The sequence below is a fragment of the Shinella sp. OV683 genome, assembly GCF_057787725.1.
In genome coordinates this window covers 1,625,752-1,644,858 of record NZ_CM173543.1, presented here as the reverse complement: position 1 = coordinate 1,644,858, position 19,107 = coordinate 1,625,752, and the positions used below count along the sequence as shown (strand labels likewise).

Genomic DNA, 19,107 nt, shown 5'->3' with positions numbered 1-19,107 from the left:
TATGTGAGTCGCTGCTCGGTGCAATCAACCCACATCGACATCATTGCCCTGGCGCCGGGCCACCTGCCCACGTCCCTGCCCATCGTGGCTTTCGTTTCTCGGCGAAGGCCGCGCGCCCTTCTCTGGCATCCTGGCTGTCGCCCAATGCGGCGATCATGCGTTCCGCATAAGCCAGCATCTCAGGCTGCGCCATGCCTTGCATGTCGACAATCGCCTTCTTTCCCGCCGATATCGCAGTCGGAGAATTGAGCATAAGCCGGGCAAGCACATCTTCGATTGAGCGGTCAAGGCGGTTTGCCGGAACCATAGCGTTGATCAGCCCATACTGCCGGGCTTCGGCCGCATCTATCGGATCGCCGAGATAGACCATCTCCTGAAATCGCCGTCGTGGCATTTGGTTCATGATCAGGGTCGTGACCATCATCGGAAAGAGCCCGACGCGCACTTCCGGCAGGCCGAATTTTGCATGATCGACGGCATAGGCAAGGTCGCAGGCCGCGACGAGGCCAAGCCCGCCGGCCAGCGCCGAACCGTTGACGCGGGCTATCACCAGCTTGCGGCAATTCTGGATGGCGCGCAGCACATTGCCGATCGGGTTCGAACCATCCGCCGACCGGAACATGCCGCCGGCACTCTCCTTGAGGTCGGCCCCCGAGCAGAAAGTTCGCTCACCGGAACCCGTCACCACCACGGCCCGCAGCGAGTCGTCCTTTGATGCATCCTCGAATGCCGCAACAAGCGCCTCTGTCATCGCCGCGTTCAGCGCGTTGTGAATCTCGGGCCGATTGAGCGTCAGCCAGAGCACGTCACCGCGCCGTTGGGAGAGTAGTTCATCAGCCATGTCAAACTCCCGCATCTCTCTTCGCCAGCAGTGCACGTCCTGCCCGCGACGCATTCGGACGATTGAGCCGGGCGCTGATCCAGCCGCCCGTTTCCACAACAGCCGTGAGATCAACCCCTGTTTCAATACCAAGGCCGTGCAGCAGATAGAGCACATCCTCGGTCGCGACATTGCCACGCGCGCCGGGCGCAAACGGGCACCCGCCGAGCCCCGCGACAGAGCTGTCAAACACCGATATCCCCTCCATGAGACTGGCATGGACATTGGCAACGCCCTGGCCATAGGTATCATGGAAATGCATCGCGATCCTGTCACGGGCAACGGCGGCGGCAACATGGTCGATGATACCTCGGACTTGCGACGCCGTGCCAACGCCGATCGTATCCCCAAGCGAGATCTCATAGCAGCCCATCGCGACAAGCTCCTCGGCCATCGCCACAACCTCGGCTGCTGGCACGTCCCCTTCATAGGGGCAGCCTGCGATGCAGGAGATATAGCCGCGAATCTTCATTCCGCGCGCACTTGCAAGATCAACCACAACCGTAAGCCGAGCGATGCTTTCGATGCGAGAGCATGCGATGTTTTTCTGGCTAAAGCCTTCCGATGCCGAGACGAAAATGGCGATCTCCTCGGCTCCGGCAGCGACCGCCGCTTCAAGCCCCGTCAGGTTCGGCACCAATACTGGATAGGATGTACCGGGGCGCCGCGAGATTCCGGAAAGAACCTGAGCTGAATCCGCCATCTGCGGCACCCGTCTTGCCGAAACGAAAGAGCCGGCCTCGACCACAGGCAAGCCGGTGGCGGCAAGGCGCTCCACCAATTCGACCTTGGTCGCCAGATCGACTTCTGCGCTTTCGTTCTGCAGTCCGTCGCGTGGACCAACCTCGACCAGCTTGACCTTTTCTGGAAGGACCATCTCAGTCGTCCTCCGGTTCGAACTCGACCAGCACGACGCCAGCTTCGGTCATCGCACCGACGACGCAATTCAACGTCTGGACTACGCCATCAGCCGGCGCGCGGATCGTATGTTCCATCTTCATCGCCTCCATCACGACGAGCGCCTGCCCCTTCTCGACGCGCTCGCCCACGTCAACCAGGATCGAGCGGATAAGGCCGGGCATCGGCGCAGCCAGCCCGGCGGCCGCAACGTGGTCTGTAGCCGCATTCATCGGATCAGGCAGCGTAATGCGATGATGGCTACCGCCAATGATAAGATCAGAGACTTGCCCGCTTTCAAGATAGTAGCCGGAATGCTTACGTCCCTCGATCGTGGCCGACAGTCTGCCTTCCGCATCAAGCTTGCCTTCGGCAGCAAGCATCGCGCTGCCGCATTGGAGCACATAGCCGTTTCGGTCGTGCGTCACCGGCAGCTCAATCGCATGCCCGTCGATGAAGAAGCGTAGCACCTCGCGGGCCGGACCATCCAGCCGGAAGCCGCTCACACCGGCCCACGGACTATGCGGATCGGCCGAAGCCGCCGCCACCCTGGCCGCAGACTCCTTTCGCTTCAGAAGCATGCCCAAACCAGCCATGACAACAACGATATCATCGATCTTCGGTTCGGCGAACAAGGTCTCTTCGTTCTGCGAGATGAAGCCGGTGTCGAGCTGGGCTGCCTCGAATGCAGGCACGTGGCTCAGCCTCGCAAGGAAGCCGACATTGCTGGTGACGCCGGTGATAGCAATCGATCCCAGCGCCTTCCGCAATCGTCTGACCGCGGACAAGCGATCGACATCCCAGACGATCAGCTTGGCGATCATCGGATCATAGTGGATGGTGACAGTGTCGCCGGCGCACACGCCGCCGTCTACGCGGACATTCGGGCTCGGTTCGGGCATGACGAGATGGGTGACGGTGCCGATCGACGGCAGGAAGTCATGCACGGCGTCCTCGGCATAGATGCGGGCCTCGATCGCGTGACCATGCATCGACAAGTCGCTCCAGGTCGCCGGCAGCTTTTCGCCAGCGGCAACGCGAAACTGCCATTCGACGAGATCAAGCCCGGTGATGAACTCGGTGACGGGATGCTCTACCTGCAACCGCGTGTTCATCTCCATGAAATAGAATTCGCCGCGCGCATCGAGCAGAAATTCGACCGTGCCCGCACCGGAATAGCCGATGGCGCGCGCGGCCGCGATCGCCGCGTCCCACATGCGCTTGCGCAACTCTTCGGAAAGGCCGGGCGCCGGCGCCTCCTCGATGACCTTCTGATGCCGTCGCTGGATCGAGCAGTCGCGCTCGAACAGCGAATAGCAGTTGCCGTGATTGTCGGCAAAAACCTGCACCTCCACATGCCGCGGCCGGACGAGGTATTTCTCGATCAGCATCCTGTCGTCGCCGAAGGAGGCCATCGCCTCGCGCTTGGCGCCGGAGAGGTCTGCCGCAAATGTTTCGGGCGTCTCGGCGATGCGCATGCCCTTGCCGCCGCCGCCAGCAGAAGCCTTGATCAGCACGGGATACCCCGTCTTTGCCGCCTCGGCCGTGAGCCGGTCAAGCGACTGGTCGTCGCCGTGATAACCCGGCACCAGAGGCACGGCAGCTTTGGCCATCAACGCCTTGGCCTCGCTCTTGCCGCCCATGGCCCGGATCGCAGAAGCCGGCGGGCCGATGAAGACTATCCCGGCTTCCGCACAGGCCTCGGCGAAGGCGGCATTCTCCGACAGAAACCCATAGCCGGGATGGATCGCCTGCGCGCCGCTCGCGACCGCCACACCGATGATCCTATCTCCATCGAGATAAGACTCCCGCGCCGGCGCTGCACCGATTGCATAGGCTTCGTCGGCCAGCGCGACATGGGCAGCATCGCGGTCCACGTCGGAATAGACGGCGACCGTCGCAATTCCCATTCGCTGTGCCGTGCGGATGATGCGGCAGGCGATCTCACCGCGATTGGCAATCAGGATTTTTGAGAACTTTGTCATGTCACATCCTGAATATGCCGAAGCGCGTCGGCTCGATCGGTGCATTCAGCGATGCGGAGATGCCGAGCCCCAACACCATGCGCGTATCAGCGGGGTCGATGATGCCGTCATCCCAGAGCCGGGCGCTGGCATAATAGGGATGACCCTCGGTCTCGTATTTCTCGCGGATTGGCGACTTGAACGCTTCCTCTTCATCGGCGCTCCAGCTTTTGCCCTGCGCCTCCATTCCGTCGCGCTTGACCTGTGCAAGTACCGACGCGGCCTGCTCGCCCCCCATCACCGATATTCGCGCATTCGGCCACATCCAGAGAAAGCGCGGCGAATAAGCCCGGCCACACATGCCGTAATTGCCCGCGCCAAAAGACCCGCCGATGATTACAGTGAATTTCGGCACCTTGGCGCAGGCAACAGCCGTCACCAGCTTGGCACCGTCCTTGGCGATACCGCCCGCCTCATATTTCTTGCCAACCATGAAGCCGGTGATGTTTTGCAGGAAGACCAGCGGAATACCCCGCTGGGCGCAAAGCTCGATGAAATGCGCCCCCTTCAGCGCCGATTCCGAAAACAGGATGCCATTGTTGGCGACGATGCCGACGGGATAGCCGAATATGTGTGCAAAGCCGCAGACCAGCGTCGTGCCATAGAGCGCCTTGAATTCGTCGAACTCGGAACCGTCGACGATGCGGGCAATGACATCGCGCACATCAAACGGCTTACGCGGGTCAGCAGGGATGATGCCGTGTAACTCGCTTGCCGGATAGAGGGGATGGATCGGCGGCCGAAGATCGAGGTCGACCTTCTTCGGCCTGTTGAGTGTACCGACAATGGAGCGCGCCAACGCCAGCGCATGCCGGTCGTCATTGGCAAGATGATCAGTGACGCCTGACGTGCGGGAGTGGACATCCGCCCCACCGAGCTCTTCCGCTGTCACAACCTCGCCGGTCGCCGCCTTCACCAGCGGCGGCCCCGCGAGGAAGATCGTGCCCTGGTTCTTCACAATAACCGACTGGTCGCTCATCGCAGGCACATAGGCGCCACCAGCCGTGCAGCTGCCCATGACGACCGCGATCTGCGGGATCGCCTCGGAAGACATGACAGCCTGATTGTAGAAGATACGGCCAAAATGATCGCGATCCGGAAACACCTCGTCCTGATTGGGCAGGTTGGCGCCCCCGGAATCGACGAGGTAGACGCAAGGCAGCCGGTTTTCGCGGGCAATCTCCTGAGCGCGAAGATGCTTCTTCACCGTCAGCGGATAGTAGGTGCCACCCTTCACCGTCGCATCATTGGCGATGACAACGCATTCACGCCCAGAGACCCGACCAACGCCGGTCACAATACCCGCTGCCGGAACGGGTTCGTCATAGACCTGATATGCCGCAAATTGCGAGAACTCGAGAAAGGGCGTGCCAGGGTCGAGCAGTCCGTCGATCCGGTCACGAGGCAGCAGCTTGCCGCGCGACAGATGCCGTTCGCGTGCCTTCTCGCCACCACCTCGAACGATATCGGCAACCTTGCTTTTCAGGTCGTCCACCAACCCGCACATAAACGTGGAGTTTGTTTCGAAGGATGGGTCGCGTGTGAGCGTGGAGGTGAGCTTCATCGGGCGAGCCCCTTGCACAATCCGCGAGAAGCTTCACCCCTCACCAAGCGCGCCCAGATGCTCAGCGTCGCTTCGCATGGGCTTGCTATCCTCTCCCACAAGGGGAGAGGCAGACCCGCGGCACCGCAGCGACTTTCTGCAACGTTGCGTATGAGGCGCGGCAGTGCAGCAGATATGCCTCTCCCCTTGTGGGAGAGGATACGAAGGCCGGGCAAGCGTAGCGAGCCCTTGGCCGAAGTTGGTGAGGGGTGAAACCTCATCCAAAGCATGGCATGTGTCTCAAAACCGATCATCATCCCCTCACGCATTGCTTTTGAAGAGTTCGCGGCCGATCAGCATGCGGCGGATCTCGCTGGTGCCCGCGCCGATCTCGTAAAGCTTGGCGTCGCGCAGCAACCGGCCGGCCGAACTGTCGTTGACGTAGCCCGAACCACCGAGAAGCTGGATTGCGTCGAGCGCCACATGCGTGGCGCGCTCGGCGGCAAAGAGGATGGCTCCGGCCGCATCCTGCCTGGTGATCCGGCCATTGTCGCAGGCGCGCGCCACGGCGTAGACATAGGCGCGCGATGCGGTCATTGATGTGTACATGTCGGCGATCTTGCCCTGCACGAGCTGGAATTCGCCGATCTGCTTGCCGAACTGGCGCCGTTCTCGACTGTAGGGCAACACCAGATCGAGCGCGGCCTGCATGATGCCGACAGGCCCGGCCGCCAGCACTGCGCGTTCGAAATCCAGCCCGCTCATCAGCACGCCGACGCCATCGTTCAACTTGCCGAGGATATTCTCCTCCGGCACTTCGCAATCCTCAAACACCAGCTCCGAGGTCGGCGAGCCGCGCATGCCGAGCTTGTCGAGTTTCTGGCCCGGCCGGAAACCTGCAAAGCCCTTTTCGATCAGGAAGGCGGTAATGCCGCGTGGGCCGGCTGATATGTCGGTCTTGGCATAGACGACCAGCGTATCGGCCTCGTGGCCGTTGGTGATCCACATCTTGGTGCCGTTCAGCACGTAGCGATCGCCCTTGCGATCAGCTTTCAGGCGCATCGACACCACGTCCGACCCGGCTTCGGTTTCGCTCATCGCCAGAGAGCCGACATGCTCGCCGGAAACGAGCTTCGGCAGGTAGCGCGCTTTCTGCGTGGAGGTGCCCCACCGATGGATCTGGTTGATGCAGAGATTGGAGTGAGCGCCGTAGGAGAGGCCAATCGAGGCGGAAGCGCGGCTCACCTCCTCCATCGCCACGCAATGGGCGAGATAGCCCATATCAACGCCGCCATAGTCCTCTGAAACGGTAATGCCATGCAGGCCCAGAGCACCCATTTCAGGCCAGAGCTGGCGCGGGAACTTGTCTTCCCGATCGATATCCATCGCCAAGGGCGCGATCCTGTCGGCGGCAAATTTCTGCACGCTCTCTCGAAGAGCGCCAATCTCCTCCCCGAGATCGGCATCGAAAATGGCAGCGAGATCCATGCTCATCGCGCTCTACTCCTCCATTTGGACCGGATGATACCGCAACCGTCCCCGGCAATCAAAATGACGCCGGGCGCCTCCTCGCGCCCATCGTCACAGCTAGTCTGCACTATCCCTTGGCATCTCCAGTGAACGATGCCGAACGGCGCACGAATGTCTTGATGGCGAAATTGGACTGGATGCGCGCAACACCGGGCACCGTGGTCAGGAAATCGAGAAGCTGCTGGTAATGCGGCAGGTCGCGCACCATCGCGTGGATCAGATAGTCCGAACTACCGCTCGTCTGGTAACCGCCGACCACCTCGGGAATCGACGCGACACTGTGCTCGAAGGCCGTCAGCGCCTCCTTGATCTGCCGTTCCAGCGTCACCGAAATGAAGACGCCCATCGTGCCCAGCAGCCTGTTCTCGTCAAACACAGCGGTGTAGCCGCGGATGATCCCTTCCTCCTCGAGCTTGCGCACGCGGCGGAGCGTCGGAGAGAAGGACAGGCCGATTCGAGCAGCCAGATCACGCCAGCTGACACGCCCGTCCTCTCCCAGGACATGGAGAATCTTCTGATCGAAGCTGTCGAGTTCATTCATGGATCAAATGATCTAACGTTTTCAGTGTTTGTGGATCACAAGATATCGAAGTTGTGTTAACTGTCAATCAAAATAGCTTTGAAATGAACTCTGCATGGTGATATCGTTCACGCATGGCTGGCACGATGGATCATTTGATCTATGTGCCATGGTATTTGAGTGCATTTCGACCCCGATGGCAGGCGACAACGAGTTGCCCGCCGTCTGGAGGAGGGCTGAAATGCAGTAATCGGGTTCTTTCCAGGGAGGTGGAGAGTCACGATGCAGGATCCAGTCGTCATCGTCGCTGCTGCCCGCACCCCGATGGGCGGGTTCCAGGGCGATCTCAAAAGCGCCACCGCGCCGGAGCTCGGTGCGGCATCCATCCGCGCGGCCCTGCAGCGAAGCGGCGTCCCAGCCGGCGAAGTGGATGAAGTCCTGTTCGGCTGCGTTCTCTCTGCCGGCCTCGGCCAGGCACCTGCCCGCCAGGCCGCCATCGGTGCGGGCATTCCTGACACTACGGGCGCCACGACCGTCAACAAGATGTGCGGATCCGGCATGAAGGCCGTCATGCTGGCCCATGATCTCATCGCGGCCGGCAGTTCTGCGATCGCAGTCGCCGGCGGCATGGAGAGCATGACGAACGCGCCTTACCTGCTCGATCGCGCCCGTGGCGGCTACCGCCTCGGGCACGGCAAGGTCACCGACCATATGTTTCTCGACGGGCTGGAAGATGCCTATGACAAGGGCCGGTTGATGGGCACCTTCGCGGAGGATTGCGCCGAAGCCTATCAATTCACCCGCGAGATGCAGGATGCTTATGCGATCACCTCCCTGACCCGCGCGCAGAAGGCGATCGAAACGGGCCGTTTCGACGCGGAAATCGTCCCCGTGACAATGAAGAATGGCAAGAGTGAACAGATCGTCAGCCGGGACGAGCAGCCGGGCAAGGCGAAGCTCGACAAGATCCCGACGCTAAAGCCTGCTTTCCGGGACGGTGGCACGGTGACGGCCGCCAACTCCAGCTCGATTTCGGATGGCGCGGCGGCACTGGTGCTGATGAGGCGCTCGGACGCTGACTGGAAGGGGCTGACGCCGCTCGCCACGATCACCGGCCACGCCACCCATGCACAAGCGCCAAACCTGTTCGCCACCGCCCCGATCGCAGCACTGAAGAAACTCAGTGAACGCACAGGATGGAACCTTGGTGATGTCGATCTCTTTGAGATCAACGAGGCCTTCGCTGTCGTGGCGATGGCCGCGATGCGCGACCTCGACCTGCCGCATGACAAGGTCAATGTGCATGGCGGCGCCTGTGCGCTCGGCCATCCCATTGGCGCTTCAGGCGCACGCATCATCGTCACGCTGCTGGCCGCTCTGCAACAGCATGACCTCAAGCGCGGCATGGCGGCAGTCTGCATCGGCGGTGGCGAGGCAACCGCCATCGCCATCGAATTGACTTGAGCGGGAGCCCCCATGATCCTGACCGAAGCACAGCAGCAGATCCGAGACATGGCCCGCACCTTCGCCGCCGAGCGCCTTGCCCCAGGCGCAGCCGAGCGTGATCGGACCAGCCGCTTCCCCAAAGCGGAGCTGCGTGAAATGGGAGAACTCGGCTTTCTCGGCATGCTGGTGCCTGAAGCCTATGGCGGTTCGGATACCGGCGCGGTCGCCTACGCGGTTGCGCTCGAAGAAATTGCCGCGGCCGACGGCCCCTGCTCCACCATCATGAGCGTGCACAGTTCGGTGGGCTGCGTTCCCATCCTGAAGTTCGGCACGGACGAACAAAAGCAACGCTTCCTGCCGACTCTCGCGAGTGGTGAATGGATCGGCGGCTTTGCACTGACCGAACCGCAGGCGGGATCCGACGCCTCCAACCTGAAGACACGGGCGAAGCTCGATGGCGACCACTATGTCCTGAACGGCGCCAAGCAATTCATCACCTCGGGCAAGAACGGCGATGTGATCATCGTCTTCGCGGTCACTGATCCCGACGCCGGCAAGAAGGGCATCACCGCCTTCATCGTCCCCACTGAGACGCCGGGTTACGAGATTGTGCGCGTCGAAGAGAAACTCGGGCTGCATTCGTCCGACACCTGCCAGATCGCGTTCACCGACATGCGAATCCCAGTGGAAAACCGGCTGGGCGATGAAGGCCACGGCTATCGGATCGCGCTTGCCAATCTCGAAGGCGGTCGCATCGGGATCGCCGCGCAGTCGGTCGGCATGGCACGCGCGGCTTTTGAGGCGGCGCGCAACTACGCAAAGGAACGCATCGCCTTCGGCAAGCAGATCATCGAGCATCAGGCCATCGCCTTCCGCCTCGCCGACATGGCGACCCGCATAGAGGCCGCGCGGCAAATGGTGCTGCATGCGGCAGCGCTTAAGGAAGCGGGCGAACCCTGCCTGACAGAGGCCTCTATGGCCAAGCTGTTCGCATCCGAGATGGCCGAACGTGTCTGCTCGGACGCCATCCAGATTCATGGCGGCTACGGATACATGGCCGACTACCCCGTCGAACGGATCTATCGCGATGTCCGCATCTGCCAGATCTACGAGGGCACCAGCGACATCCAGCGCATCGTGATCGCGCGGAACTTGTGAGGAAGAACTTATGGTGATGCGATTACGCAGCCCCCTCATCCGCCCTTCGGGCACCTTCTCCCCGGTGGGGAGAAGAGGGAATTCCAGACTCACCTCCGCTATCCCAAATCACGTCTTCGCCTGCTGCAACGGCAGATGGGCAGCGGCGTGCCAGCAGATCGCTGCCTCTTCTCCCCAGCGGGGAGAAGGTGCCCGAAGGGCGGATGAGGGGGTCGTTTACACGCGACGGGAGATCGAACGCGCATGACCGAATTCGCACGACTGAGCCTGCATGTCCCTGAACCCGCGGTGCGGCCCGGCGACCAGCCGGATTTCTCCAACGTCAAGATCCCGAAGGCCGGGTCGGTGCCGCGCCCCCAAGTGGATGCCGCACCGGAGACGATGCGTGAGCTCGCCTATTCGATCATTCGCGTGCTCAATCACGAGGGCGAGGCGGTCGGCCCCTGGGCCGGACTGCTCTCCGACGAGGAGCTTCTCACCGGCCTGCGCAACATGATGCGGCTGCGTGCCTTCGACGCGCGCATGCTGATGGCGCAGCGGCAGGGCAAGACATCTTTCTACATGCAGCATCTTGGCGAGGAGGCCGTCAGCTGTGCCTTCCGAAAGGCGCTGACCAAGGGCGACATGAACTTCCCGACCTATCGCCAGGCGGGTCTGCTGATATCAGACGATTATCCACTGGTCGTGATGATGAACCAGATCTTCTCCAACGAGCTGGACCCGCTGCACGGTCGGCAGATGCCGGTGCTGCATTCTTCCAAGGAGCATGGCTTCTTCACCGTCTCGGGCAATCTCGCCACGCAATATGTCCAGGCGGTGGGCTGGGCTATGGCCTCGGCGATCAAGGGCGACACCAAGATCGCGGCAGCATGGATCGGCGACGGCTCGACGGCCGAGTCCGATTTCCATTCCGCCCTGGTGTTTGCTTCGACCTACAAGGCGCCGGTAATTCTCAACATTGTCAACAATCAATGGGCGATCTCGACCTTTCAGGGCATTGCTCGAGGCGGCTCTGGCACATTTGCGGCGCGTGGCCTCGGCTTTGGCATCCCGGCGCTGAGGGTCGACGGCAACGACTACCTCGCCGTGCACGCCGTCGCCCGCTGGGCAGCTGAGCGCGCCCGCAGCAATCTGGGACCGACGCTGATCGAATACGTCACCTATCGCGTTGGCGCACATTCGACCTCGGACGACCCTGCCGCCTATCGCCCCAAGACCGAATCGGAAGCCTGGCCGCTGGGCGACCCGGTGCTGCGGCTAAAGAAACACCTGATCCAGCGCGGTGCGTGGTCCGAAGAGCGACATCTGCAGGCCGAGGCGGAGATCATGGACGAGGTGATCCAGGCACAGAAGGAAGCCGAAAGCCACGGCACGCTGCATGCCGGCGGCAAGCCGTCAGTCCGCGATATCTTCGAAGGCGTCTATGCGGAGATGCCGGCACACATCCGCCGCCAGCGGCAGAAGGCAGGATACTGAAATGACCAGAATGACCATGATCGAGGCGGTGCGCAGCGCCATGGACGTATCGATGGGGCGTGACGAGGACGTCGTAGTGTTCGGCGAGGATGTCGGCTATTTCGGCGGCGTGTTCCGCGCGACCCAGGGCCTGCAGGCGAAATACGGCAAGACGCGCTGCTTCGATGCGCCGATCAGCGAGTCTGGCATAGTTGGCACCGCTATCGGCATGGCGGCCTATGGCTTGAAGCCCTGCGTCGAGATCCAGTTCGCCGACTACATGTATCCCGCCTATGACCAGATCACCCAGGAGGCCGCGCGCATCCGCTATCGCTCGAATGGCGATTTCACCTGCCCGATCGTGCTCAGGATGCCGACCGGCGGCGGCATCTTTGGCGGGCAGACCCATAGCCAAAGTCCCGAGGCACTTTTCACCCATGTCTGCGGGCTCAAGGTGATCGTGCCATCCAACCCCTACGACGCCAAGGGGTTGCTGATTTCATCGATCGAGGATCCAGATCCGGTGATGTTCCTCGAGCCGAAGCGCCTCTATAACGGCCCGTTCGACGGCCATCACGAGCGGCCGGTCATTCCGTGGTCGAAGCATGATCTCGGCGAAGTGCCGGAAGGCCACTACACAATCCCGATCGGCAAGGCGGAGATCCGCCGGCCGGGCAAGGCGGTCACGGTGATCGCCTACGGAACGATGGTGCATGTTGCACTTGCGGCGGCCGAAGAAACCGGTGTGGACGCTGAGGTGATCGACCTCCGCAGCCTGCTGCCTCTCGACCTCGATACGATCGTGCAGTCCGTATCCAGGACCGGCCGCTGCGTCATCGTGCATGAGGCCACCCTGACATCGGGCTTCGGCGCCGAGGTCGCAGCACTGGTGCAGGAGCACTGCTTCTACCATCTCGAAGCGCCGATCGTGCGGGTGACGGGTTGGGATACGCCCTATCCGCATGCGCAGGAATGGGATTACTTTCCCGGCCCCGCGCGCGTCGGTCGTGCGCTCACCGAAATCATGGAGGCCTGAGGATGGCCGAATTCGTGATCAAGATGCCGGATGTCGGCGAAGGCGTGGCCGAGGCCGAACTGGTCGAATGGCATGTGAAACCCGGCGATCCGGTCCACGAGGACATGGTGCTGGCCGCCGTGATGACCGACAAGGCGACAGTCGAAATCCCCTCCCCAGTCGCGGGCACCGTTGTCTGGCTGGCTGCCGAAGTCGGCGATATCGTCGCGGTCAAGGCACCACTTGTACGGCTGGAAGTCGGCGGAGATTCTCTGACTGAGGCGACACCTGCCGTTGTGGCAAAAGCACCAGAGGCTGCCAAACACAAACCGCCCGAACCCAAAAAGCCGGCTGCGGCCACGGTGCTCGCTGCCGCCCCCGACCGCGACCACAAACCGCTTGCCTCGCCCGCCGTCCGCAGGCAGGCCCAGGACAAGGGCATAGACCTCCGGCAGGTCCATGGCAGTGGGCCGGCCGGGCGGATCACCCACGAAGATCTCGATCTCTTTCTTTCGGCAGGCGCATCATCCACATCGACGCAACACGCACTTCAGCGGAAAACGGCAGTCGAGGAGATCAAGATCACCGGACTGCGGCGCAAAATCGCCGAGAAAATGTCCATATCCACCTCGCGGATTCCCCACATCACCTATGTCGAGGAGGTCGACGTCACCGACCTTGAAGACCTGCGCGCCATGATGAACAAGGATCGCAAGCCCGACCAGCCGAAGCTCACCATCCTGCCCTTCCTGATGCGGGCCATGGTCAAGACGATTGCGGAACAGCCGGGCGTCAATGCCACGTTCGACGACGCCACGGGTGTCATCACCCGATACGGCGCGGTGCATATCGGCATCGCCACCCAGACCCCCACGGGCCTGACGGTTCCGGTCGTGCGTCATGCCGAAGCACGAACCGTCTGGGATTGCGCCGCGGAAGTCGCGCGATTGGCGGAAGCAGCCCGCACCAGCAGCGCGCAGCGGGACGAACTGAGCGGCTCGACGATCACCATCACCTCGCTCGGCACGCTCGGCGGCATCGCATCGACACCGGTCATCAATCATCCCGAGGTCGCCATCATCGGCGTCAACAAGATCGCGATGCGGCCGCAATGGGATGGAACCCTGTTCATTCCGCGCAAAATGATGAACCTGTCGTCGAGCTTCGACCATCGAGTAGTGGACGGATGGGACGCGGCAACCTTCGTCCAGCGGATCAAGACGCTGATGGAGACCCCCGCACTGATTTTTATCGAAAGCTGACGCCATGCGAGAAATCATCTGCAAGCTTCTGGTCATCGGCGCAGGCCCCGGCGGCTATGTCTGCGCGATCCGCGCCGGCCAGCTTGGCCTCGATACCGTCATCGTGGAGCAGCAAAAGCCTGGCGGCACCTGCCTCAATGTTGGCTGCATCCCTTCGAAGGCGTTCATCCATGCGGCCGACGAATTCGACAGGGTGAGAGGCATGGCGAGCGCCGGAAACCCCATGGGCATTTCGGCCAGCGCGCCGCATATCGATCTGGGCCGGACCGTGGAGTGGAAGGACCGGATTGTCGGCCGGCTGACCAGCGGCGTGACCGCCCTGCTCCAGAAGGCGAAAGTGAAGATCGTGCATGGAGCGGCTCGCTTCCGGGATGGCAAGACCGTCGAGGTCTCGACTGAAACCGGCATACAGGTCATTCGCGCCGAAACCATCGTCATATCAACCGGCTCCGAGCCGATCGAGCTGCCCGCCCTGCCCTTCGGCGGCAACGTGATTTCCTCGACCGAAGCGCTGGCCTTGCGCAGTGTGCCCGGCAAGCTGGCCGTGGTGGGCGGCGGCTATATCGGGCTGGAACTCGGTACTGCCTTTGCCAAGATAGGATCCGAGGTCACGGTCATCGAGGCCACAGGGCAGGTCTTGCCGCAATACGACGCGGATCTCGTCAAGCCAATCCTGAAACGGCTTGCAGCGCTCGGCATCAAGGTTCGCATCAGCACCAGCGCCGAGGGCATCGCCGAAGACGGACGGGGATTGCGCATTAAGGCCGCCAGTGGGGAGACTGAAACGCTGCCGGCCGACAAGATCCTCGTCACCGTCGGCCGCAAGCCGCGCACCGAAGGCTGCGGTCTCGAAGAGCTCGATCTCGACCGTGCCGGCCAGTTCATCCGCATCGACGACCATTGCCGCACCTCGATGCGCGGCATCCATGCGATCGGCGACGTAACAGGCGAGCCGATGCTGGCCCATCGCGCCATGGCGCAGGGCGAGATGGTTGCCGAAATCCTCTCCGGTGCCAAACGATCGTGGGACAAGCGCTGCATTCCCGCCATCTGTTTCACCGACCCGGAGATCGTCAGCGCCGGATTGTCGCCAGCCGAGGCGCGCGCGCAAGGTCACGATGTCAAGCTCGGCCAGTTTCCCTTCTCCGCCAATGGCCGCGCCATGACCATGGCAGGCGAAGACGGCTTCGTGCGCGTCGTGGCGCGCACCGACAATCATCTCGTGCTTGGCATTCAAGCAGTGGGTTCCGGCGTGTCCGAACTCTCGAGCACATTTGCGCTGGCGATTGAAATGGGAGCCCGTCTGGAGGACATTGCCGGCACGATCCATGCCCATCCGACCCGCGGCGAAGCGCTGCAGGAAGCATCCATGAAAGCACTCGGCCATGCGCTCCACATCTGAAAATCTGGCGAACGTCATTCCCGGCGACGATACGGTTATTACCGGCCGCCAGGGCTCGCTTGGCCGGATTCGGCTCAACCGGCCGAAGGCGCTCAACAGCCTGACGCTGGATATGGTGCGCACGATCGAGCAGGCGCTCGATGACTTCGAGCACGACCCACTGGTCGCGGCGGTGTTGCTGACCGGCGAAGGCGAACGCGGATTGTGCGCTGGCGGCGACATCCGGGCCATGTGTGACAGCGGCAAGGCAAGAGATGGCATGGCGGCAATCTTCTGGCGCGAGGAATATCGCCTCAACGCCCGCATCAATCGCTACGCGAAGCCCTATGTGGCACTCATGGATGGCATCGTCATGGGCGGCGGGGTTGGCGTCTCGGTCTATGCCAGCCATCGGATCGTGACGGAACGCACCCGTTTTGCCATGCCGGAAACCGGCATCGGCTTCTTCCCCGATATCGGCGCCTCGTGGTTCCTGACCCGGCAGCCCGGCGAACTAGGCACCTATGTGGCCCTGACAGGAGAGGGAGTAGGAGCGGCTGATGTGATTGCAGCCGGTCTTGCCGACACACACGTGCCATCCGTTCGTTTGCCGGACGTCGTCGAGGCCTTGGCGTCGCTTCCAGCCAGTGCTTCCAAAGAGCAAATCTCATCTGCGATTTCTGGTTTTTCTGATGCTGCGCCCGCCGGGAAGCTTGCCCGCGAGCGTGAATTCATCGACCGCCTGTTCGCCTTTGACCGGATCGAGGACATTCTGGCGGCGCTGGATCGCGACGGCAGTGATTTCGCACAGGGTACGGCGGCAACTTTGCGGACAAAATCCCCATTGAGCCTGAATGTGACGCTGCGTCTGTTGCGGCTCGGCCGACAAACGAAAACACTCGAGGACTGCCTGGAGCGTGAATTCGCGGCCACGCAGGCGGTGCTTGAAAGCCACGATTTCTACGAGGGCGTTCGGGCCGCGGTGATCGACAAAGACCGCAATCCGCAATGGCGACCTGCCAGCCTCGCCGACGTCACGGCGGATCAGGTCGCCGCCTATTTCCCGACGTCGCACCAGAAGCTGTTTGCAGATTGACCATGGGAGGAGATGCATATGACATCGATCGGGTTCATCGGCCTCGGCCATATGGGCGGCCCTATGGCGGCCAATCTGGTCAAGGCTGGCCACGCCGTCAAAGGCTTCGATCTCTCGCCGGAGTCGCTTGAACAGGCACGTCAAAGCGGCGTAGCAATCTCCGGTTCGCTCAACGAAGCCGTAAAAGGCAGCGACGTCGTGATCACCATGCTGCCGGCCGGCAAGCACGTGACATCCGTATGGACGGAACTGGTCGCGCTGGTGCCAGCCGGCACACTGCTAATCGATTGCTCGACCATCGACATCGACAGCGCCCGGCAGGCACATCAACTCGCAGCCGGCCATGCCTGCCCTTCGCTCGATGCTCCGGTCTCCGGCGGTACATCGGGCGCCGCAGCCGGGACGCTGACTTTCATGGTCGGCGGCGAAGAAACGGCATTTTCGCGCGCCGAACCCATTCTGCAGGCGATGGGCAAGCGCATCATTCTTTGCGGTGGCGCCTCGATGGGACAAGCCGCCAAGATCTGCAACAACATGATCCTCGGCATCAGCATGATCGCGGTGGGTGAAGCCTTCGTACTGGCCGAAAAACTTGGTCTTTCCCATCAGTCCCTGTTCGATGTCGCCTCCGTCTCGTCAGGCCAATGCTGGTCGCTGACCACCTACTGTCCGGTACCGGGGCCGGTTCCCGCCTCACCCGCCAATCACGGTTACCAGCCGGGTTTTGCCGCAGCGCTGATGCTGAAGGATTTGTCGCTGTCGCAGGCGGCTGCAACGGCAAGTGGTGCGACCACGCCGCTGGGGAAAGAGGCCGAACGTCTTTACCAGCTATTCAACGACCTCGGCTATGGCGAAACAGATTTCTCCGGCATCATCAACCTTCTGCGGGAAAAGTCGCAAGCGACCGATCGCTGATCGCACGAAAACAGGAAGAACGTTTCATGGAAAAACCCATCCTCATCGAACAGCGGGATCGTGTCGTGATCGTCACGCTCAATCGGCCGGCGGCCCGCAACGCGCTGAACGCCGACATCATGCATGCAATTGCAAACGAACTTGCGCCGCTGGACCGAGATCCAGGCGTCGGCTGCTTCGTGTTGACCGGATCCGACAAGGCTTTCGCTGCCGGCGCCGACATCAAGGAAATGGCGGACAAATCATTCACCGAAATGTTCAGCGAGGACTACTTTGCAGCGTGGGAACGTTTTGCGGCATTCCGGACGCCGAAAATCGCCGCCGTTTCTGGCTATGCGTTGGGCGGCGGCTGCGAGGTGGCAACGATGTGCGACATGATCTTCGCCTCGGAGACGGCGATGTTCGGCCAGCCGGAGATCAAGCTCGGCGTCATCCCCGGCATGGGCGGCTCGCAGCGGCTGACGCGGGCGATCGGCAAGGCAAAGGCCATGGACATGATCCTCACTGGTCGGATGATGGACGCAGCCGAGGCCGAGCGCAGCGGTCTGGTCGCACGCGTCGTCCCGGCGGCAAGGCTGATGGAGGAAACGCTGGCGGCAGCGCAAACGATTGCCGGATACGGCAAGATTGCCGTCGTCGCCGCGCGCGAGGCAGTCGAACGGGCACAGGAAGGCAGCCTTCGGGAGGGTATCCTCTTCGAGCGCCGGGTCTTCCATTCCCTGTTCGCAACAGCAGATCAAAAAGAGGGAATGGCTGCGTTCCTGGAGAAGCGTTCGCCCGATTTCCAAGGCAGCTAGCCCGGAGTGCAACTGCGCCATGGGCGGGGCGTTGTCGCGGTGTTTTTGGCTTCACTGCTGAAGTGCTATTTGCTTGCCACCACGACGTTGCTCGTCGGGTTGCGACAGGCCCCTCAAGACCCCGTACCCAAGAACAAGACGCGAGTCAGGCTTGTATAGTGCGACTCCGATACCATCAGGGTGACAAAGACGAGCACCAGAATCGGCGGCAGGACGATGGCATAGATCAGCGCCAGCCGCTCCCAGGCCATATGCATGAAGACGGCGACGATGAGCCCTGCCTTCAGCATCATGAAGACGATGATCAGGGACCATCTCAGATAGCCCTGGATGCCCAAGTAATCGACCATATAGGAGCAGGCGCTGAGGACAAAGAGCAGGCCCCAGACCACGAGATAGAGCCTGATCGGGTGCTGTTGATGCTGCTCCGGAGTATGTGCTGCGGCTTCTGCCATCACGTCACCTCACCAAAGATAGAAGAATGCGAAGATGAAAACCCAGACCAGATCGACGAAGTGCCAGTAAAGGCCCGTGATCTCGACCACCTCGTAGTTGCCTTTCCGGCTGGTGAAGAAGCCCCGCCTCTCGGTGTCGAAGTCTCCCCGCCAGACCTTGCGGGCGATGATCAGCAGGAAGATGACGCCGATCGTGACATGGGTGCCGTGAAAGCCGGTGATCATGAAGAAGGACGAGCCGAATTGTGCCGCCCCCCACGGATTTTCCCAGGGCCGCACCCCTTCGGCGATCAGCTTGCTCCACTCGAAGGCCTGCATTCCAACGAAAGTGGCGCCAAGCGCCGCAGTCAGCAGCATCAGGGCGGCCGTCTTGCACCGATCCCGGCGGTAGCCAAAATTGACGGCCATGGCCATCGTGCCGCTACTGCTGATGAGCACGAAGGTCATGATGGCAATCAGAATGAGAGGGATCTTCTGGCCTCCGATCGTCAGGGCAAAAACCTCGCTGGGATCGGGCCATTCGACGAGCGTCGACATGCGCGCCGTCATGTAGGAGAGCAGAAAACACCCGAAGATAAACGTATCGCTCAGGAGGAAGATCCACATCATGGCCTTGCCCCAGGAGACATTCTTGAACGCCCGCTGGTCCGACGACAGATCGGCCGCGACGCCGCGCAGCCCCACTGGCCGCGCTAGCGGATCGAGCGAAGGTGTGTCCACGGGATGGTCCATT

17 protein-coding genes and 1 pseudogene are annotated in these 19,107 nt (G+C 61.9%); 10 read left to right on the top strand and 8 right to left on the bottom strand.

All coding sequences use genetic code 11. From position 1 onward, the window contains the following. Positions 1–40 precede the first annotated feature (40 nt). The 6 genes from ACXHRN_RS07880 to ACXHRN_RS07855 form a co-directional block, all read right to left on the bottom strand. The gene (locus tag ACXHRN_RS07880) at positions 41–841 is read right to left on the bottom strand and encodes an enoyl-CoA hydratase-related protein (protein WP_488640767.1); all 801 of its coding nucleotides are present in this window, start codon (positions 839–841) and stop codon (positions 41–43) included. A gap of 1 nt (position 842) precedes the next feature. Beyond that, a complete protein-coding gene (locus ACXHRN_RS07875; RefSeq protein ID WP_488640766.1) occupies positions 843–1,757 on the bottom strand; it encodes a hydroxymethylglutaryl-CoA lyase in 915 nt (304 codons plus the stop codon). Position 1,758: 1 nt separating this feature from the next. Then, complete coding sequence (locus ACXHRN_RS07870; RefSeq protein ID WP_488640765.1) at positions 1,759–3,762, bottom strand: acetyl/propionyl/methylcrotonyl-CoA carboxylase subunit alpha; 2,004 nt, start codon at positions 3,760–3,762, stop codon at positions 1,759–1,761. Between the two features lies 1 nt (position 3,763). Further along, entirely contained in the window at positions 3,764–5,365 is a 1,602-nt protein-coding gene (locus ACXHRN_RS07865) for a carboxyl transferase domain-containing protein (protein ID WP_488640764.1), read from the bottom strand. Between the two features lie 300 nt (positions 5,366–5,665). Then, positions 5,666–6,838, bottom strand: coding sequence for an isovaleryl-CoA dehydrogenase (locus ACXHRN_RS07860; protein ID WP_488640763.1), 1,173 nt, complete (start codon positions 6,836–6,838; stop codon positions 5,666–5,668). A 103-nt stretch (positions 6,839–6,941) separates the two neighbouring features. Continuing rightward, a complete protein-coding gene (locus tag ACXHRN_RS07855; protein WP_488640762.1) occupies positions 6,942–7,415 on the bottom strand; it encodes an Lrp/AsnC family transcriptional regulator in 474 nt (157 codons plus the stop codon). Positions 7,416–7,676: 261 nt separating this feature from the next. On the opposite strand from ACXHRN_RS07855, the gene ACXHRN_RS07850 reads away from it, so the two are divergent. From ACXHRN_RS07850 to ACXHRN_RS07805, 10 genes and pseudogenes are all read left to right on the top strand, one after another. Beyond that, on the top strand, positions 7,677–8,858 hold the full coding sequence (locus ACXHRN_RS07850) for an acetyl-CoA C-acyltransferase (RefSeq protein ID WP_488640761.1): 1,182 nt from the start codon (positions 7,677–7,679) through the stop codon (positions 8,856–8,858). A gap of 12 nt (positions 8,859–8,870) precedes the next feature. After that, the gene (locus ACXHRN_RS07845; protein WP_488640760.1) at positions 8,871–9,998 is read left to right on the top strand and encodes an acyl-CoA dehydrogenase family protein; all 1,128 of its coding nucleotides are present in this window, start codon (positions 8,871–8,873) and stop codon (positions 9,996–9,998) included. A 243-nt stretch (positions 9,999–10,241) separates the two neighbouring features. Next, a complete protein-coding gene (locus ACXHRN_RS07840) occupies positions 10,242–11,474 on the top strand; it encodes a thiamine pyrophosphate-dependent enzyme (RefSeq protein WP_488640759.1) in 1,233 nt (410 codons plus the stop codon). A 1-nt stretch (position 11,475) separates the two neighbouring features. Next, positions 11,476–12,489 carry an alpha-ketoacid dehydrogenase subunit beta gene (locus ACXHRN_RS07835; protein ID WP_488640758.1) on the top strand — a complete coding sequence of 338 codons (1,014 nt, stop codon included), beginning with the start codon at positions 11,476–11,478 and terminating at the stop codon, positions 12,487–12,489. A 2-nt stretch (positions 12,490–12,491) separates the two neighbouring features. Next, complete coding sequence (locus ACXHRN_RS07830) at positions 12,492–13,730, top strand: dihydrolipoamide acetyltransferase family protein (RefSeq protein ID WP_488640757.1); 1,239 nt, start codon at positions 12,492–12,494, stop codon at positions 13,728–13,730. Between the two features lie 4 nt (positions 13,731–13,734). Next, positions 13,735–13,809 (top strand): annotated as a pseudogene (locus tag ACXHRN_RS07825) (hypothetical protein); the annotation flags it as partial. Next, entirely contained in the window at positions 13,798–15,132 is a 1,335-nt protein-coding gene (gene lpdA, locus ACXHRN_RS07820) for a dihydrolipoyl dehydrogenase (RefSeq protein WP_488641857.1), read from the top strand. The pseudogene ACXHRN_RS07825 and the gene lpdA, both read left to right, overlap by 12 nt. Next, positions 15,116–16,207: an enoyl-CoA hydratase/isomerase family protein gene (locus ACXHRN_RS07815; protein ID WP_488640756.1), complete on the top strand. Its 1,092-nt coding sequence runs from the start codon at positions 15,116–15,118 to the stop codon at positions 16,205–16,207. Before lpdA ends, ACXHRN_RS07815 begins: the two co-directional genes overlap by 17 nt. Positions 16,208–16,225: 18 nt before the next feature. Further along, on the top strand, positions 16,226–17,122 hold the full coding sequence (gene mmsB / locus ACXHRN_RS07810) for a 3-hydroxyisobutyrate dehydrogenase (RefSeq protein WP_488640755.1): 897 nt from the start codon (positions 16,226–16,228) through the stop codon (positions 17,120–17,122). 26 nt (positions 17,123–17,148) lie between these two features. Further along, complete coding sequence (locus ACXHRN_RS07805; protein WP_488640754.1) at positions 17,149–17,919, top strand: enoyl-CoA hydratase; 771 nt, start codon at positions 17,149–17,151, stop codon at positions 17,917–17,919. Positions 17,920–18,032: 113 nt separating this feature from the next. Here the strand turns inward: ACXHRN_RS07805 and ACXHRN_RS07800 are convergent, their stop codons facing one another. Continuing rightward, complete coding sequence (locus tag ACXHRN_RS07800) at positions 18,033–18,374, bottom strand: cytochrome C oxidase subunit IV family protein (protein WP_488640753.1); 342 nt, start codon at positions 18,372–18,374, stop codon at positions 18,033–18,035. Between the two features lie 9 nt (positions 18,375–18,383). After that, a complete protein-coding gene (locus tag ACXHRN_RS07795) occupies positions 18,384–19,106 on the bottom strand; it encodes a heme-copper oxidase subunit III family protein (RefSeq protein WP_488640752.1) in 723 nt (240 codons plus the stop codon). Position 19,107: the final 1 nt, after the last annotated feature.

Coding starts and splice junctions, on each gene's coding strand:
- ACXHRN_RS07880 (WP_488640767.1), bottom strand. CDS start 841: ATGGCTGATGAACTACTCTCCCAACGGCGCGGTGACGTGCTCTGGCTG.
- ACXHRN_RS07875 (WP_488640766.1), bottom strand. CDS start 1,757: ATGGTCCTTCCAGAAAAGGTCAAGCTGGTCGAGGTTGGTCCACGCGAC.
- ACXHRN_RS07870 (WP_488640765.1), bottom strand. CDS start 3,762: ATGACAAAGTTCTCAAAAATCCTGATTGCCAATCGCGGTGAGATCGCC.
- ACXHRN_RS07865 (WP_488640764.1), bottom strand. CDS start 5,365: ATGAAGCTCACCTCCACGCTCACACGCGACCCATCCTTCGAAACAAAC.
- ACXHRN_RS07860 (WP_488640763.1), bottom strand. CDS start 6,838: ATGAGCATGGATCTCGCTGCCATTTTCGATGCCGATCTCGGGGAGGAG.
- ACXHRN_RS07855 (WP_488640762.1), bottom strand. CDS start 7,415: ATGAATGAACTCGACAGCTTCGATCAGAAGATTCTCCATGTCCTGGGA.
- ACXHRN_RS07850 (WP_488640761.1), top strand. CDS start 7,677: ATGCAGGATCCAGTCGTCATCGTCGCTGCTGCCCGCACCCCGATGGGC.
- ACXHRN_RS07845 (WP_488640760.1), top strand. CDS start 8,871: ATGATCCTGACCGAAGCACAGCAGCAGATCCGAGACATGGCCCGCACC.
- ACXHRN_RS07840 (WP_488640759.1), top strand. CDS start 10,242: ATGACCGAATTCGCACGACTGAGCCTGCATGTCCCTGAACCCGCGGTG.
- ACXHRN_RS07835 (WP_488640758.1), top strand. CDS start 11,476: ATGACCAGAATGACCATGATCGAGGCGGTGCGCAGCGCCATGGACGTA.
- ACXHRN_RS07830 (WP_488640757.1), top strand. CDS start 12,492: ATGGCCGAATTCGTGATCAAGATGCCGGATGTCGGCGAAGGCGTGGCC.
- ACXHRN_RS07815 (WP_488640756.1), top strand. CDS start 15,116: ATGCGCTCCACATCTGAAAATCTGGCGAACGTCATTCCCGGCGACGAT.
- mmsB (WP_488640755.1), top strand. CDS start 16,226: ATGACATCGATCGGGTTCATCGGCCTCGGCCATATGGGCGGCCCTATG.
- ACXHRN_RS07805 (WP_488640754.1), top strand. CDS start 17,149: ATGGAAAAACCCATCCTCATCGAACAGCGGGATCGTGTCGTGATCGTC.
- ACXHRN_RS07800 (WP_488640753.1), bottom strand. CDS start 18,374: ATGGCAGAAGCCGCAGCACATACTCCGGAGCAGCATCAACAGCACCCG.
- ACXHRN_RS07795 (WP_488640752.1), bottom strand. CDS start 19,106: ATGGACCATCCCGTGGACACACCTTCGCTCGATCCGCTAGCGCGGCCA.